At 28.6% G+C, this 16,405-nt stretch carries 17 protein-coding genes and 1 pseudogene; 17 read left to right on the top strand and 1 reads right to left on the bottom strand.

The window, feature by feature from the left end; genetic code table 11:
- Nucleotides 1-281 precede the first annotated feature (281 nt).
- From KEC93_RS16190 to KEC93_RS16125, 14 genes are all read left to right on the top strand, one after another.
- A complete protein-coding gene (locus KEC93_RS16190) occupies nucleotides 282-965 on the top strand; it encodes an accessory gene regulator ArgB-like protein (RefSeq protein WP_077868479.1) in 684 nt (227 codons plus the stop codon).
- A gap of 192 nt (nucleotides 966-1,157) precedes the next feature.
- Nucleotides 1,158-1,625, top strand: a complete 468-nt coding sequence (locus KEC93_RS16185; protein WP_077868481.1) for a hypothetical protein — start codon at nucleotides 1,158-1,160, stop codon at nucleotides 1,623-1,625.
- A gap of 32 nt (nucleotides 1,626-1,657) precedes the next feature.
- On the top strand, nucleotides 1,658-1,804 hold the full coding sequence (locus KEC93_RS16180) for a cyclic lactone autoinducer peptide (protein ID WP_077868482.1): 147 nt from the start codon (nucleotides 1,658-1,660) through the stop codon (nucleotides 1,802-1,804).
- An 85-nt stretch (nucleotides 1,805-1,889) separates the two neighbouring features.
- Nucleotides 1,890-3,728, top strand: coding sequence for a PAS domain-containing sensor histidine kinase (locus tag KEC93_RS16175; protein ID WP_077868483.1), 1,839 nt, complete (start codon nucleotides 1,890-1,892; stop codon nucleotides 3,726-3,728).
- 135 nt (nucleotides 3,729-3,863) lie between these two features.
- The gene (locus KEC93_RS16170; protein ID WP_012059351.1) at nucleotides 3,864-4,472 is read left to right on the top strand and encodes a histidine phosphatase family protein; all 609 of its coding nucleotides are present in this window, start codon (nucleotides 3,864-3,866) and stop codon (nucleotides 4,470-4,472) included.
- A 170-nt stretch (nucleotides 4,473-4,642) separates the two neighbouring features.
- The gene (locus KEC93_RS16165) at nucleotides 4,643-4,783 is read left to right on the top strand and encodes a hypothetical protein (protein WP_167514417.1); all 141 of its coding nucleotides are present in this window, start codon (nucleotides 4,643-4,645) and stop codon (nucleotides 4,781-4,783) included.
- Between the two features lie 76 nt (nucleotides 4,784-4,859).
- Complete coding sequence (locus KEC93_RS16160; RefSeq protein WP_039773646.1) at nucleotides 4,860-5,288, top strand: Rrf2 family transcriptional regulator; 429 nt, start codon at nucleotides 4,860-4,862, stop codon at nucleotides 5,286-5,288.
- A 213-nt stretch (nucleotides 5,289-5,501) separates the two neighbouring features.
- Nucleotides 5,502-6,497, top strand: coding sequence for an NADH:flavin oxidoreductase (locus KEC93_RS16155; RefSeq protein WP_077868484.1), 996 nt, complete (start codon nucleotides 5,502-5,504; stop codon nucleotides 6,495-6,497).
- 122 nt (nucleotides 6,498-6,619) lie between these two features.
- On the top strand, nucleotides 6,620-7,126 hold the full coding sequence (locus KEC93_RS16150; RefSeq protein ID WP_039773592.1) for a nitroreductase family protein: 507 nt from the start codon (nucleotides 6,620-6,622) through the stop codon (nucleotides 7,124-7,126).
- Nucleotides 7,127-7,641: 515 nt separating this feature from the next.
- The gene (locus KEC93_RS16145; RefSeq protein ID WP_077868485.1) at nucleotides 7,642-9,051 is read left to right on the top strand and encodes an RNA polymerase sigma factor; all 1,410 of its coding nucleotides are present in this window, start codon (nucleotides 7,642-7,644) and stop codon (nucleotides 9,049-9,051) included.
- A gap of 91 nt (nucleotides 9,052-9,142) precedes the next feature.
- Nucleotides 9,143-9,892 carry a hypothetical protein gene (locus KEC93_RS16140; protein ID WP_077868486.1) on the top strand — a complete coding sequence of 250 codons (750 nt, stop codon included), beginning with the start codon at nucleotides 9,143-9,145 and terminating at the stop codon, nucleotides 9,890-9,892.
- Between the two features lie 135 nt (nucleotides 9,893-10,027).
- Nucleotides 10,028-10,633, top strand: a complete 606-nt coding sequence (locus KEC93_RS16135; protein ID WP_077868488.1) for a hypothetical protein — start codon at nucleotides 10,028-10,030, stop codon at nucleotides 10,631-10,633.
- Nucleotides 10,634-10,741: 108 nt separating this feature from the next.
- Nucleotides 10,742-11,575, top strand: coding sequence for a hypothetical protein (locus tag KEC93_RS16130; RefSeq protein WP_173696070.1), 834 nt, complete (start codon nucleotides 10,742-10,744; stop codon nucleotides 11,573-11,575).
- Nucleotides 11,576-11,638: 63 nt separating this feature from the next.
- Complete coding sequence (locus KEC93_RS16125) at nucleotides 11,639-12,403, top strand: hypothetical protein (protein ID WP_077868489.1); 765 nt, start codon at nucleotides 11,639-11,641, stop codon at nucleotides 12,401-12,403.
- 306 nt (nucleotides 12,404-12,709) lie between these two features.
- On the opposite strand, the gene KEC93_RS16120 is transcribed toward KEC93_RS16125, so the two are convergent.
- On the bottom strand, nucleotides 12,710-12,910 hold the full coding sequence (locus KEC93_RS16120) for a YvrJ family protein (RefSeq protein ID WP_012059349.1): 201 nt from the start codon (nucleotides 12,908-12,910) through the stop codon (nucleotides 12,710-12,712).
- A gap of 814 nt (nucleotides 12,911-13,724) precedes the next feature.
- Here KEC93_RS16120 and KEC93_RS16115 point away from each other — a divergent pair.
- The 3 genes and pseudogenes from KEC93_RS16115 to KEC93_RS16105 all read left to right on the top strand — a co-directional run.
- Nucleotides 13,725-14,600 carry a helix-turn-helix domain-containing protein gene (locus KEC93_RS16115; RefSeq protein WP_077868491.1) on the top strand — a complete coding sequence of 292 codons (876 nt, stop codon included), beginning with the start codon at nucleotides 13,725-13,727 and terminating at the stop codon, nucleotides 14,598-14,600.
- Nucleotides 14,601-14,658: 58 nt separating this feature from the next.
- The gene (locus KEC93_RS16110) at nucleotides 14,659-16,050 is read left to right on the top strand and encodes an MATE family efflux transporter (RefSeq protein WP_077868493.1); all 1,392 of its coding nucleotides are present in this window, start codon (nucleotides 14,659-14,661) and stop codon (nucleotides 16,048-16,050) included.
- Between the two features lie 167 nt (nucleotides 16,051-16,217).
- Nucleotides 16,218-16,397 (top strand): annotated as a pseudogene (locus KEC93_RS16105) (hypothetical protein); the annotation flags it as partial.
- Nucleotides 16,398-16,405: the final 8 nt, after the last annotated feature.

The following is a 16,405-nucleotide window of genomic DNA, read 5'->3' as shown; positions in this document are numbered from 1 at the left end:
CTATTTACATTGTTATAAGAATGTGCATATTATAGGTTATAGAAACAAAATATGTAAATTAATTTGATAAGGCTTAAAGCTGTGAAAAGGCAGACAGTAATTAATATAGAAAGTCAATTTGATTTTTCTGATCTATTATCTATATTAATTTTCTAAGTAATATGCCTATATACTATGAGGTTCATAAAGAAATTTATAGAATTTTAATCATTGTTATTATGTTTGTTTTATTATGCATAATAATCATGAAATCATTATTAAAAATAAAGGGATGATCGAAAATGTCTCTAACTGAAAAAATAGCAACTAAAATCGGTAGTAATGCAAAATTATTTTTGAATGTTAATGAAGAACAAGAGCAGATAATCGTATATGGAGCAATAAATTTGTTTCAAATGCTATTTGCTATCTTATGGGTCATAATTGCGGGGTTGCTTTTTGGAGTGTTTTATGAAGCTTTAATATTTTCTATTACTGCCAGTATTCTTAGAAAATATTCAGGGGGTGTACATGCATCCTCGCCAAGTCGCTGTGTTATAATAGGAACATTTTCAGCAGCATTAGCTGGAATTTTAATTAATAATATATTTTACACCATAAATAGTATTACTGTAGCAGTAATAAGCGGTGCTATTATAATATTTGCATTTATAACAGTTTTTAGAAATGCACCTGTAGATAGTATTAAGAAGCCTATTAAAAATATTGAAACTAGAAGACAATTTAAGAGGAAATCTATTTTTACTATATTTATTTTTTTATTCATAATAATAATTTTATTCATACTCAACGAAAAGTTTTCAGAATTGTATTACATAAAATTAATAGAAAGTATTGGAGTTGGAGTCTTATGGCAGACTATTACTCTTACTAAGAATGGAATAAACTTTTTAAACAAAGTTGACTTTTGCTTAAAATACATAATTGAGGGAATGGGAACAACCTTGACACCAAAGGCAAAGTAACTTTAAAGATAGGATAAATAAAACAATCATTTTATAGCAGAAATATGATTGTTAAAATATACATGAAAATAAGCATGTGGAAGATGACAATGCAAAAAGGAGAAAATGTACAAATAATTTAAAATAGTGATTAATATAGAAAATACTTTAACTTTTAAATATATAAAATATTAAAGAAAAGAGAGGAATGTAATGTTTAGACTTACTTGCGTAGATTTCTTTTTTAGACTTATTCCAGAATCACTTATTTTGATGTGGGGGATACACATATTTTCTAGAAAAACTATTAATATGTTTAGATACATACTTTTAAGTTTAATATTAGCTATATCGTGTTTTATTATAAGATTTTTGCCTATATACTATGGAGTGCATACAGATATTTGTATAATGCTAACTATAATTATTGTTATGTTTATTATGGATATACCGTTAATAAAAAGTATGCAAGGAGCTTTTTTATTATATTTTATGCTTTCATTAAGTGAAACTATTAGTATGTTATTACTAAGTAATTTAAATACAAATACAGATATTTCTGTCTTACAGCCAATAACAAGATGTCTATATGGCATTCCAAGTTTAATTATATTTATAATATCAGTTATAATTTTAAAATTTGTACTAAAAAATAAAAAAGCCAGTCCAATTTTTCTTTAATATAGATATAGAATGTAGAGGAGATGCAAATAATGAATAATATTTTAAGAAATTTCTTACTTAAGCTTACATTAAATATTTGTACGAGAATGGCGCTTAGAGTTTCGGCTTCAGCATGTAATTGGGGATTATATCAACCTGAAGAACCAAAATGTTTAAGAGATGTTAAAAATCATTAAAATCAATATTAGAAGTAAAAATTGTTATAAACTTAATTGACAATTTTTACTTTTAATAATTATCTATTGAAAGGAATACGGACGTATGGGAAATTATATAAATAGACATAATGACCACTTAGAAACAATGGTAGGGGTTATTAAAATAGCAATTATAGTATTTAGTAGTATAATAATACATATGAATTTACCAAAGTATTGGTCAAGCTTATATATACATGAAAATACTCAATGTAATATATATATGATGGTTTTTTCTTCGTTTTCTACTGGCATAAATTTCATAATATGTTCAATGATTACCATTGGGTATTCAATATTACAAAAGGTAGGTTTATTAAAAAAATCATGGTTAATAGATAATATTATTTTTACATTTATTATATCCATACCTATATATTTATCCAGGGCATATCAAAGTGAATGCAAATATTTATTTCTGTTATTAATAATATATTCAATTATTCAATATGGTTCCAAACGAGGGATAGTAACATCACTTTTTTCTTCTGGTATTATTCTTGTAGCAGATTTATTGTATGCTCCCTTAGAGAATGGAGTTAATATATACTTTCAAAAAGATTTAATAATGTGTGGTGTATTTATTTTTGTTGCGTGGATTTTGGGGTATTATGTTAATATTGAAGCTGAAAATAATAAAAAAAAAGATGAAACTCTTAATACATTAAGCAATGAAAAAAAAGAGATGGAATCTCTATTATTAAATAATAAAATTTGTTATGATATGTTATTTGAAAATTCATTAAACTCAATTATTGTACATACAAATGGAGAAGTTATATATGCTAATGCAAGTGCAACTAAATTATTAGGTTTAAAGGGCGAGAACTTTTATAATCATTATTTATCGGAAGTTAGCAAAGATATTAAAAAAAAATACTCAAGAATTAGCCATAATAAGCTTGTAAAGATTACAAGTGAGGAGAGCATATTAAATTGTGATGGTGAATTCATTCCGGTGATTAATACATCATCTTTTTTTACTTATAAAGGAAAACCATCAGTTTTGACATTTTTAAGAGATATAACATCTGAAAAGAAAGTTGAATCGCTACAAGAAGATATAGAAAAAAATCTAAAGCTACTTAATGAGTCAAGAGAATTTAACAATCTTATAATGAACTTTTTTACTAATATGTCTCATGAGCTTAAGACACCTGTTAATGTAATTTATTCAGCAGTTCAAACTGTAAATATTTATTTTGGCAATTATAATTTGGAAAACATAGAAAAATGTAAATTATACTTTAAAACAATGAAACAAAATTGTTTAAGACTGATTAGAATAATAAATAATTTTTTAGATGTAACTAAGCTAAATTCTGATTCTGGATTTATTAGGATAAAAAAGAGAAATGGTAATATTGTAAATATTATTGAAGAGATTACTCAATCTGTGGCATCTTATGTCAATGATAAAGATATAACACTTATATTTGATACAAACGTTGAGGAAAAGATCATGGGATTTGACCATGATATGATGGAACGTATAATGCTTAATTTAATATCGAATGCTCTTAAATATAGTCATTCTAAGGGAAATATATATGTTGAGTTTATAGATAAACAAACAAGTGTTATCGTTAAAGTAAGGGATGAAGGGGATGGCATTCCAAAGGACAAACTTAATTTTATATTTGAACGTTTTGGTAAAGTAGATAACACTCTTTCAAGAAAATGTGAGGGAACTGGAATAGGATTATATCTTGTTAAATCTTTTGTTGAAATGCATGGTGGGAAAATAAGTGTTTCAAGTGTTGAAGGACAAGGTAGTGAATTTATAATAGAATTACCAGTAGAATTGATTAAAAATGAAGAAGAAGAAGATAAAATTCTATTTAAAACTAATATAGAAAAAATACAAATAGAATTTTCAGATATATACTCTCTACAGAGTTAAAAATATAGATAGTACTTTAAATTGGATATGAGCTGTGGGGATAAAGGTAAATTGTAATTTGGAGGCTAATAAACTAAAGGATACTTATAAATATTGAAATAGAATAAATTTAAAATTAACAAGAGGGGAAATTAAATGAAAAATGTAATAACTATTCAACATACACAATCTATTCATCATACTAATGGGATGGTTGGTTCTTGGACTGATTGGGATTTATCAGAGGTGGGAATACAACAAGCGAATAATATTGGAAAAAACTTATCAAATCAGTTATCAGATAAAAAGTATGTATTGTATTCTTCAGATTTATTAAGAGCTAAGCACACAGCAGAAATTGTAGGAAGGCATTTGGGAGTTGCACCAATTTTTGTTGCTGAATTGAGAGAAAGAAACCTTGGAAAATGTGTTGGAAAGTCTGTACAATGGCTGCGAGATAATATAGAAGTACAAGAAAAATCTATTGATGATAAGATGTTTTCTGATGCAGAAAGCAGAAGAGATGAATGGAATAGATTATTACCATTTTTTAATGAGCTAATGACCAATAAATATGAGAATGTAATTATAGTTTCTCATGGAGATTTACTTAGTGTATTTAATACAATGTGGTTAGGTATGGATATTGAAATGCTTAACAAAAGTGAAATATTTGGATTAGCTGGTGGAGTTAGTTTTATGCAAGAAACCGCTGACGGGAAACGATTAATTAAGCGAATTAGCGATATGTCTTATATAAAGTAATATGGAAGTTTTTCTTTAATTATAAGAATTTTACGAAGCTTGAAAGTTCGACAAATTCAAATTTATCGAGATGCCTATAAAGAGTTTTCAGAAAGAAAGTTTACGTATTTTATAAATTAAGAATAGTATCGAATGAATGAAGAACGGATGAGTATAAATATGAATTAGAAATGTGCGAGCATTATTATATAGATGAGGATGAAGGTCAGGAAGTTAGAAGCTTATGTTTTAAAACTGGTAAGGGATATAACGCTTCAAATGGAGTTATAGCTGATTTAAAAAATACTATATTAAAATATAATTTAGAATAGGGAATGTTAATTATTAAAAATAATTGACAAGTAAATGCGTTGTAACTATAATGGTTACAAGGAGGTAATATTTATGATGCAGATTAGCAGTAGATTTACTGTAGCAATTCATATTCTTGCTGCCTTAGAAATTAGCAATGATGTTTGTACATCTGAAGTGATTGCAGGTAGCATACAGAATAACCCAGTTGTTGTAAGGCGGATTATTGGTATGCTAAAAAAGGCTGAACTGGTTGATGTCAATAGTGGAGGTGGCGGTGCCTATCTTCTAAAGCCAGTTGAAGATATTACTCTTTTTGATGTATATAAAGCAGTTGATGTAGTTGAAGACGAAAAGCTCTTTCAGATACATGAAAATACTAATCAGGAATGTATTATAGGTGCAAATATTCAAGATGTATTAATGTTAATGTTACCCAAAGCTCAATCGGCGATGGAAGAGGTATTAAAAAGTTATACAATGGCAGATATTGTTGCAGGTATATTGGAAAAAAAGTTGAATTGAAAGATTCAATTTTTTTTAGAACTGTTGTAACTGGAATTGTTACAGTTACAATGGCGATTGTGTTAATGTAAGATATTCAAGCATAAATAAATGAAATTCATGTGTAGCAAGCAAGTAGAAATTTATCGGATTGCTATATCTAAAATTATTTAGATAGTAAATCAGCATAGTGAAATAAAAGAAAAAATAAATGTAAGAGGAAGGAAAACTAACATGAGAACATTATTTGATAAAACAGTTATTAATAGGATGGAAATTAAAAATCGCTTTATTCGTTCAGCGACACAAGAAATTATGGCAGAAGAGGATGGTCACTTAAATGATAGGCTGTATGAACTGTATGAAAATCTTGCTAAGGGAGGTGTTGGTTTAATTATTACAAGTGGTGCTTATATTACAGCAGATTCTAAATCCATGCCTGGACAAATTGGTTTCTACAACGATAATTTTATAGAGGAATACCAAAAGCTTACAGATACAATTCATGGCCATGAAAGTAAAGTATTGCTTCAGGTGAACTATGCTACTAAAAACGGTCAAAATCTAAAAACAGATGATGTTTCTTTGGAAGATATAGAAGCAATCATTTCTGCCTTTGGAGATGCAGCAGCTAGAGCTGAGAAAGCTGGTTTCGACGGAGTAGAGATTCACGCTGCACATGGATTCCTTCTGAGCCAATTTTTAAGTAGTAGAACAAATATGAGAACCGATCAATATGGAGGAACTCTTGAAAATAATGCAAGGATAATTATTGAAATATATAATGCCATAAGAAGTAGAACAAGTAAAGATTTCGTTGTGTTTTTAAAAGTTAATAGTTTCGATGAAATTGATAGCGAAAAAGCTTTTGAGAGTTGCCAATATATCTGTAGTCAACTTTCTGATTCTGGAATCGATGGGATAGAAATAAGTGGTGAGGGTGAAGCTTCAGATTATAAGGAATCTATATACAGGGATTATGCAGCTAAAATTTCTGCATTAAATAATAATATCCCGATAATTTTGGTGTGCAAAAACAGAACACCTGACACTATGGCGCAGATACTAAATTCAACAGGGGTAGAATATTTTGCTTTATCAAGACCATTAATTCGCCAACCGGATTTAGTAAATCTTTGGATGAAGGATTTAAATGAAGTACCAAAATGTATATCATGTTCAAAATGTATGCAACCAAATGGAACATCATGCATTTTTAACAAAGATTGATTTATAATAAACATTTGTTAAAGATAAATAAATGTTTATGATTCAATTGTTACAATATCTGTATTTGTAAATACATTAGAGTAAATAATTAAGTAAAACTAAAATTTAAGAAGAGATGAAAAATGGATTTTTTAGAATTAGCAAAAAAAAGATACTCAGCTCGTAAGTATGACGGGAAAAAAGTTGAAGATGATAAGTTGGGAAAAATATTGGAAGCTGCAAGAGTTGCACCTTCTGGAAGTAACAAACAACCTGTTAAATTACTTATATTAAAAGATGAAGAGGGATTAGAAAAAGTTTCAAAGGCGGCACGAATCTACGGGGCACCACTTATTATAGTTGCATGCGGTGATCACAATATTGCTGGAGTTATACCTTTTAACAACAAAAGTGTAGTTGATATTGACACAAGCATTGCAACTGATCATATGATGATGGAAGCAACCTCTCTTGGATTAGACAGTGTTTGGATTTGTAGTTTCGACCCAGAAGTTATCAGACGTGAATTTAATTTGCCTCATAATATTGAACCAATTAATGTTCTGGCAATAGGTTATGCAGTTGGAGAGCCAGCTTCTCCAAATCGTCATGATAAAACCCGCAAATCTTTAGATGATCTGCTTTTGTAGGAGTAGGATATTCTATAGATAATATTAATAAGTATAAACAATCAATAGTACAAATAAAGTTTAAAGGCAATAAACATTAAAAATTAATGAAGTGCCCTCCAAATGTTAGACATATGATACACTCATATTTAATATTCGGAGAGCACTTCATAATTTTAATTTCCCTCCCAATCTTTAAATAGAGAACCCGAATCTATGATTCGGTGTGAATCAGTTAAGCAGGCATCCAAATCTGTGATTTGATGATGATCGATTACTCTGTGAGTATCCAGCGAACGAATGTGAGTCGAGTTTCCTTATAACTATATTTCTCCAAAATTTAATATTTTCTGAAAGCTTATCATATGAGTCAAAAAGAATTATCTACAATAAAATAATTAGTCAGGCTAAAGAGAAGTAAAAATAAATGAGATAAGATATATATCAATTAATAAAATATGTACCACTAGTGAAATATATATAGTAAAATGTAATAAATTATGTAAAATACCATAATTAGTGGGGGAAATATATCTATGAACAATAATGAATTGGCACATTATGCTGAAAAACTTAGGGAAGGGGATATTAGTGCATTTGAAATTATTTATAATGAAACTAATAAACAAGTATATAACTTACTTTACAGTTACACCAAAAATGAACATACAAGTTTTGATTTAATGCAGGAAACATACTTGACTGTAAATAGCAAAATAGGAACTATAAAAGATCCATATGCTATTAAAAGTTGGATAAATAGGATAGCAATTAATAAAGCGAACAGATACTTTGAAAAGAATAAGAAAGAAATTTTATTGTCAGAAGAAGGAAAAGACTTGTTTGAAACTCAATTTGAGGAAGATGAAGAATTCTTACCGCAAGAAATTTTAGATAGCAAAGAAAAGCAAAAAATAATAAAAGATATAATTGATAATTTGCCCATAGAACAAAAAACAGCAGTGTATTTATACTATTTTGATGAATTATCATTATCAGAAGTAGCAGAAGATATGGAATGTTCAGAAGGAACAGTTAAAAGCAGATTAAATTATGCACGAAAGAAGATTAAAGCAGAAGTAGATACCTGGGAGAAAAAAGGGACTAAATTATATGGAACAGGAGTACCAGTATTATTATTACTTCTCCAAAATCAGCTAGGAATTGAACAAATTTCTTTAGATAAAGCTAATATACTACTGAAAGATATAGTTAATGGTATAAGTGGAAGTTCTGTAATTGGAACTGTACATCAAATTTCTAATGCAAGTTTATCAAGCAAAATCAGTGGGACAGCAAAAGTGACTAAAAAAGTTTTTGGAATTAAATCAGCTATAGCAGGGGTTAGTGCAACAGTTGCAATAGCAGGTGTAATATATGCAAATACAAAACCTGAACCAATAGATAAAAGGGAACATTTTTATATTACATATAGCGAATTAAAAATGGAGGATGGGGTTAGTTCAGTAGATATTCTTGATGGTGACATAGCAATAGCAAATAATCTTCCTGACTATAGCTGTGTAGAAATAATAAGAACAGATTATGATGAAACTGAAGGCGAAGATATTAAAGCAAATGTTGGAAATAGACAAGAAGATATTAAAATAACTGATGTGAATGGAAAACAAGGCAATATAAAATTAGAAAAGATGGATGAATGTCTTTCAATACATACTGAATCTAAAGAAGGAGATAAATTTATTGCATCAAAAGTTTTTACAGACGGAACTATTGCTAAAGTTAGCGGATATGATGAAAATATTGTTGGAATTATTAATGAACCAGATAAAAAGCAAATAGAAATTAATCCATTGAAGGAAGGAAATACAACAGTAGAGATAATAGATAATAGTGGATTAAAAGGGGAATTAAATCTAGAAATTACGACCATAGGCAATAATGGAAAACTTTATGTACACCGTCGTATTAAAAAATGCAAATAAAATATTAAAATAATAAAACCAAATAGTAAGTTCAAGTATCTAAATAATGAAAACAAAAATATAAAAACAATTATCAAGGGGGAAATAATCAATGGGAAAAGTAAAATTAACAAAAATAATAGCAAGTTCATTAATAGCAGTTTCAGTATTAGCATTAAATCCAATAGGAGCAAGTGCAGAGTGGAGGAAAGATAATACTGGTTGGTGGTATTCAGAAGGAGATGATTCTTGGGCTATAGGTTGGAGAAATATAGATGGAAAATACTATAATTTTGATTATAGTGGCTATATGCAATCTAATACTATAGTTGATGGTAACACATTAGATGCTAGTGGAGCAGTAATTAAAACAGGTGTAGGAACATTATCAAGGGAAGATTTTAATTTTGAAGGAACTGATACGACTAATTCATTAAAAGGATATAAAAATATAATTGATTGGTTTTATGCTAATGATTACGTAAAAGGCTGGGGATGTTATTTAAGTCAAAAAGATTCTGAGTATGGGAAAGATAAAAGTCAAACAAGCAAAGGAATTAAAATTGGTAGTTCATTAAGTGAAGTATTGGCTGCTTATGGAAATACAGAAATTAAAAATGTAACAAGCGGTGATATGCTTTATATGTATGGGGATTGGAAGTCAAATCCTGAGAAAAAATGTGTAACATATTCATATTATGAAGGAATAACAAGATTTAATATTAGATTCTATTTTGATGCTTCAGATAAATTAGTTGTTATAGCATATACAGTAAATGAAAGTACTTTTCCACAGGGAATTGATCAGGCTCAGCAATTAACTAATCAATATAGAGCTAAAATAAAAACTCTATCTAAGTAAATTTAGATACACTAATTAATGTAAGTATTTTTTTGGTAATTTAGTGATAGCATTTTTTATAGAGTTTAAAGCTAAGTAAGATTTACTCAATACTTTTTAGCGTTGAGTAAATTCGTAACAGGGGGAGAAATAATAATGATTAAAAATGATTTAATAAAAACAATATCTTTAACAATTATAGCAATGTCTTTAACAATATCTAATTCGATTTATGCTAATGCAGAAGATAACATAAATGTTGAACAAATGAAATCTGAAATAGCAAAAACAACTGATATAACTACAAATGAACTTAAATTTCAAGGGGAAACAACAGTAAAAAAAGAATTTTATTACGAAGATAATTATTATACTAGTGCTAATCTTGCAGATGAAAAATTATATTATTTTAGTTATAGTGAAACACCTCATATTTCCTTTTATTATGGATTAACTTCAAAATATGTTTATGAAGAATCTCGAGGTACTGGAGGCGGAGATTTAACTTTATCAAAAGATGGAAATGTATATAGTTATTTTGAATTTTATGGAGATAGCTACAATACATTACATGGATGGATTGGATGGAATGGCTGGTATAAAGCAAGTGATAATAAGTGGAAATATTTTAAAGATGGAGTACTTCAAACAGGTTGGATTTATGATAATGGTAAATGGTATTATTGCTATAGTAATGGAGAAATGGCACATGATACAACAATAGAGGGATATACATTAGGTTCTAGTGGTGCTTGGATTTAATAATAAGTATAAGAATTAAGAGAATAAGTTATGAAAAATTAAGATTAACTGAGTGATATAAGAAGTGAGTAAATGTAAAGTATTGTATGAGTAAAGGGGAAATAATTAATGAAAAGATTAAAATTAACAAAAATAATAGCAGGTTCATTAATTGCGCTTTCAGTATTGGCATTAAATCCAATAGGAGCAAGTGCGCAGTGGAAACAAGATTCTAAAGGCTGGTGGGATTCAGAAGGAAGCAGTTGGTCTAAGGGCTGGAAGGATATAAACGGTAAATGGTATTATTTTGATTATGATACTGGGTATATGAAGCATGATGAAATTGTAGAAGGTTATTATGTGGATTCTAATGGAGTTTATGTAAATAATCCATCTGAAGAAATAAAAGAATATGCAAAAATAATTAAAAGTGATGATTGGTACGATAGAATAACTAACGGCATGAAATGGCAGAGAGGGTTTACTGCAAATAGTATGATAGAAGTAAATGCACCACTAAGGGGCATAGTTATGGATTTTAATAATGATGGTACTAAAGAAATGATAGTAACAAATGAATCTCAAAATTCAATTTCCGTAGTAACTTATAACAAAGGAAATATTAATGTACTAAAGAGTATTGATGTTACCTATGCTGAATACTCTGGATATAGTAAATCTGAAAATGTATTTTTTGTTTATGGCTACTTTCAGGGAAGTAATGAGATTAAAGGATATAAAGTAGACAATAATGAGTTAAAAGAAGTGTATTTTTACTACGATTCTACCAAAGATCATACTGGTGGCCCACATAAAGGTTATTTTATAAGTGAAGAGGATTATACAAATAACAAAAGTGTTTCTAAAGATGAATATTATAATGCACTTGAAAAATTATATGAAAAGTTAGATAGTGAAGGTCAAAATAAAGTCGGACCACTTTTAGAAGATTTAGGTAAGTAGTGATTTAGGACAATCTATAAAGTTTAGAGTATTAAAGAAGTGATAAAAAGGGGAATAATTTATATGAAAAAAATGATTGCAAGTGCATTAATAGTAGCTTCAGTATTAGCATTAAATCCAATAGGTGCAAGTGCGCAGTGGAAAAGCGATTCTAAAGGTTGGTGGTATACAGAAGGTAATTCATATGCTAAAAATTGTTGGAGCTTAATAGATGGAAAATGGTATTATTTTGATTATGATGGTTATATGCTGCATGACATAATTATTGATGGATACTATTTAAATTCAAATGGAGCATATATTAATGAGCCTTCAGAAGAAATAAAGAAATATGAGAGCTTATTAAGTGATAAAGATTGGATTAAAAAAACTACAAATACAACTTCAATATATAACCCCATAATTTTGGATATAAATCAAGATGGTACTTCAGAGATGTTATTTAACTCAGAGTGTGGTTTGGGATTAGCTGGGGAATCATTATTTGTAGTTACATATGATAATGGAAATGTTAATGTAGAACAAATAGAAAATTCTCATGGTGATTATTATGGATATAGTAGTTCAGAGAAAGTATTTTTTATTTGTGGTGGAAATCAAGGAAATAATTATGCCAGAGGATATAAATTAGAAAATAATAAATGCAAAGAAGTATATTCATGTTGGGATAATGCAGGTAGATTTATAAATGGAGATGCAACTTATTATGTAAATGGACAGGAAGTTTCTAAAGATGAATATGATTCTTCATTAAAAAGGTTTGGAAAAATAGATAAAGGGGAAGGCGCAGAGGGAATAGTGACAGCCAATATGGATGAGTTTGAATAATAATTAGCTGCATCATAAAGGAAAAAGGTGCAAGCTGCAACAAGGCATTAGACTATTCCTTAATTTGGGTGCCAGATTGGCGCATAAGGCTTCACTTATATTGGATAAATCACTTAAGTATAGTGATATTAAAGAAATAAATGATGAACTTGAACTCAATCCAAAAGAATAATTTAATAGGATATAATCAAACAAGTTTAAAGTCAATAAACATTCAAAATCAATGAAGTGCCCCCCAAATGTTAGAAATATGATATACTCATATTTAATATTTGGAGGGCACTTCATAATGTTTATTGCCTTTTTTTAAGCTACGTTATGAGAATCATCATTAGGACTATCAGTATCAATAGCTACTCCAAGTTTAGCTGATATTATAGTATTTAACCTATTAATTGATGAGGATAAGTTATCAATTTGTCTTTCTAAGCGTATTAGCAAATATGCTGCTACAGCTATAGCAAAGCCATTGTTAACCATAAGATTAATTAAATCAGTTACCTGCATATATATCCACCTCCTTTTAATGGATATATGAATGTACATAAACAATTTTAAAATAGTTAATGAAATTATTATATATACGTTGCAAAAATAATTCTTCATCATAATTCTAAAAATATTACAAGCTCAAAACATTTAGTCAATATTCTTATATGGTAAAGAATATATATTCTCCACCATATTTATTCTTCAGAATACTAGAATATATATTCTGATATTCTAATATTCTGAAGAATATGCTGGAATAATGCGGGTTTGAAGGCTGTTGGCTTAAAAAAGTTCGATTTTTATGTGGTTTAAGATAGGAAAATACGTCTTAAATATTAGGGGAGAAAAATTTTAATCGCGGAATAAAATTATAGAGTGTGTTTGTTAAATGATTAGGAGTGAAATAAGAATTGAATTAAAAAAGAGAGAAGACTTTTGTAAAAAATAGATGGATCTGTAATATTTATTATAGCCTTTGGATTGATAGCAATGGTTATTTTTTCAATAAACGTAGGTTACGTATTGTGATTACATTACATTTGATGGGGAGGGCTTGGGATAATGAAAACAGTTTTGAAATTTGATTAACATGTATATTATTAAAACAGTAAATTATAATTGAGGAAAATATAGGCAAAATAATAAAAAATTGTAGTATAATAATGATATGATATTCTAGTACTATTCTGCGAAAAACATAGGTACTTTTTTTTCTCTAAGATAGGGTAATTATATCCATCAAATCTAGAAAAGGCAACATTGGTAGCTTTAAGTTTTATGTCATATAAGCTTAGATCAAGTAATTAAGAAAAATCTATGAGGTGATGTTATGAATACAAAGAATTATGTTTTGGATGCAATTGAATATTTAGAAAAACACTTGTTTGAGGGAGTTTCATTAGAACAACTTGCGAAGCAGTTTAATTTTTCTAAATTTCACTATGCGAGATTATTCAAAGCAGTGTTGGGAGAGAATATTGGGGATTATCAAATGAAGCGTAGGCTTACAATTGCAGCGATGAGCTTATTAGAGACAAGAGATAGTATATTGAATATAGCTATAATGTGTGGATATAGTTCTCAGGAAAGTTTTACCCGTATGTTTAAGGCATATTTTGGTATTACACCAAAGGATTATCGTGACAATAAGATTGAATATTTAAATTTATATAAATATTCAATTACACAGGAAGACATCGAGAGGGTGATGTCATATGGAACAGCAACAGAATATCAAATAATACATAAAAATTCTTTTGAGATAACAGGATTATTGTATCATGGGGATAATAAAAAACATGATGTTGCACGTATTTTTAATCAAACTGCTCAAAAAGTGCAATTGGATAAAATATATAATCAAATTGATGGGGTTTACGGATTGGATTTTTGTAAAAATGAAGAAGTGAGGAGTTATGAGTTCGATTTTATCGCTGGAATTGATAGTCGATATTTTAGTCAGATTGACAGGAAAGATGCTGAATTAGTACATAAATATATACCGGAGAATGATTATGCAGTATATTCCTTAACAAATATAATCGAAAAGATACAGATTCAGATACAGAGAAACTGGTTTAGCTTACTTAATGATGAATTGTATGTCCCATGCGATAATTACGCATATGAGTTTTATCCCAATGGTTTTGTACCTAATCAAAAAAATATTGATGCATATCTTTTTATTCCGATAACAGCAAGATAGGTCAAAAAATCTTTTACGCGGATTGTTATAATAAAGAAAAGTAAGAGGAGGTAATAATATGACTGAACTTGAAAATTTTATTCTGGAAGGTAGTATCAAAAAATTACTCTTTAAGTTTTCTATTCCTGCTATAAGTGTATTTTTAGCTAATGTATTATATAACATTATTGATGCAATTTTTATAGGTAATCAGCCTAATGGTAGCTTAGGAATTGCAGCTTTAACTATAGTCTTTCCTATTCAGCAAATAATACTGGCGCTTTCTCAAATGATTGGAGTTGGAATTGCTTCTATAACTTCTAGAAGTCTTGGAGCGGGAGATAAACTAAGAGCAGAAAAGGCTGTGGGTACTGCATTAACATCATCTGTTTTATTAGGAATTTTAATTATGGTTATAGGACTGGTTTTCATAAGACCTATGTTATATATCTTTGGTTCCTTGGAAAATATACTACCTTATGCTGTAACATTCTTTAGAATTACTTTATATTGCAGTGTTTTTTTCGTTTTTAGTATTGTTGCTAATAGCATCATACAATCAGAAGGACATGCTAATATTGCTATGATAAGTATGATAATAGGGCCTGTAATTAATATTCCGTTAGATTATATATTGGTTACAAGACTTCAATATGGTATAAAAGGAGCTGCCATTGCTACAGACATTTCGCAAATAATATGTTTCATATTTTTACTAGTATACATCTGTTTTAATAGCAAAATTTTAGGGGTAAAAGTTAAAAATTTAACAATTAATATAAAATTATTAAAGGAAGCGATTTCCTTAGGATTATCTATGTTTATGACTCAACTAGCTTATGGAATTCTAGCCATAGTATTAAATAATTCATTAAAAATTTATGGAGGATCTGACTTATATGTTTCTGCAATTGGTATATATAATCGTGTATTCGGGTTTATTACCATTACTATGTATGGAATTAGACAAGCTCTTCAGCCTATTATAGGATTTAATTATGGTGCTAAAAAATTCGATAGAGTAAAACAAAGCTTAAAGCTTGCAATTTTAGCATCAGTTATAATTTCATTGGTATTTTTAGTTATAATTATTGGTTTTACAAACAAAATAGCGGGTGCTTTTACATCTGATAATGAATTAATAGTATTGACGGTTCCTATTTTAAGATTACTGATACTTATGAGTCCTTTAGTAGGTGTTCAAGTAATTGCTTCAAGCTTTTTTCAGTATATTGGCAAACCTAAGCCTGCATTATTTTTATCAATAATGAAACCAGTTTTATTTGTAATACCATTAATGTTAATCATCCCAATATTTCTTAAAGTCACTGGTATTTTTGTATCTGTTCCATTAGCTGATTTTCTTGCTGCAACGATATCTTTAATTTTTATATATCGTGAGATAAAAAAGATGAATAAATTAAACTTAATTGAAGGAGAAAATAAAAATTCACATTTCAAGCTTTGTTGATATTATGGTATTAAGTGTATTGTTGAAGGTGGTAAGCCATTAATTTGTTTTCTATTGAGTACCGCCTTCATTTACAATGTGATTATGGTAATAATCTATAGAAATATCAACTATGGTGCTGACACATATGCTAATGTCTGGATGAATACTTTTTAATTTCATTTACAGCTTTAGCAATTAGAAATTCTACTTTTCAGGATGACTTAAAATGTTCTTTGTTAGAGAATGGGATACTAGATAAATGTCAGGGATGTAGCCTTAGATATATTTGTGATGGAATTGATGAAGTGGTTGAAAGCTATGTGGAGGAAACTACTGAGGTTATAAATAATTTTAGTTTTGAATAAAGTGTATA

This window comes from Clostridium beijerinckii, assembly GCF_018223745.1.
Taxonomy (GTDB): domain Bacteria; phylum Bacillota; class Clostridia; order Clostridiales; family Clostridiaceae; genus Clostridium; species Clostridium beijerinckii.
The sequence above is the reverse complement of the archived record's forward strand: the minus strand, read 5'-3'. Positions and strand labels throughout refer to the sequence as shown.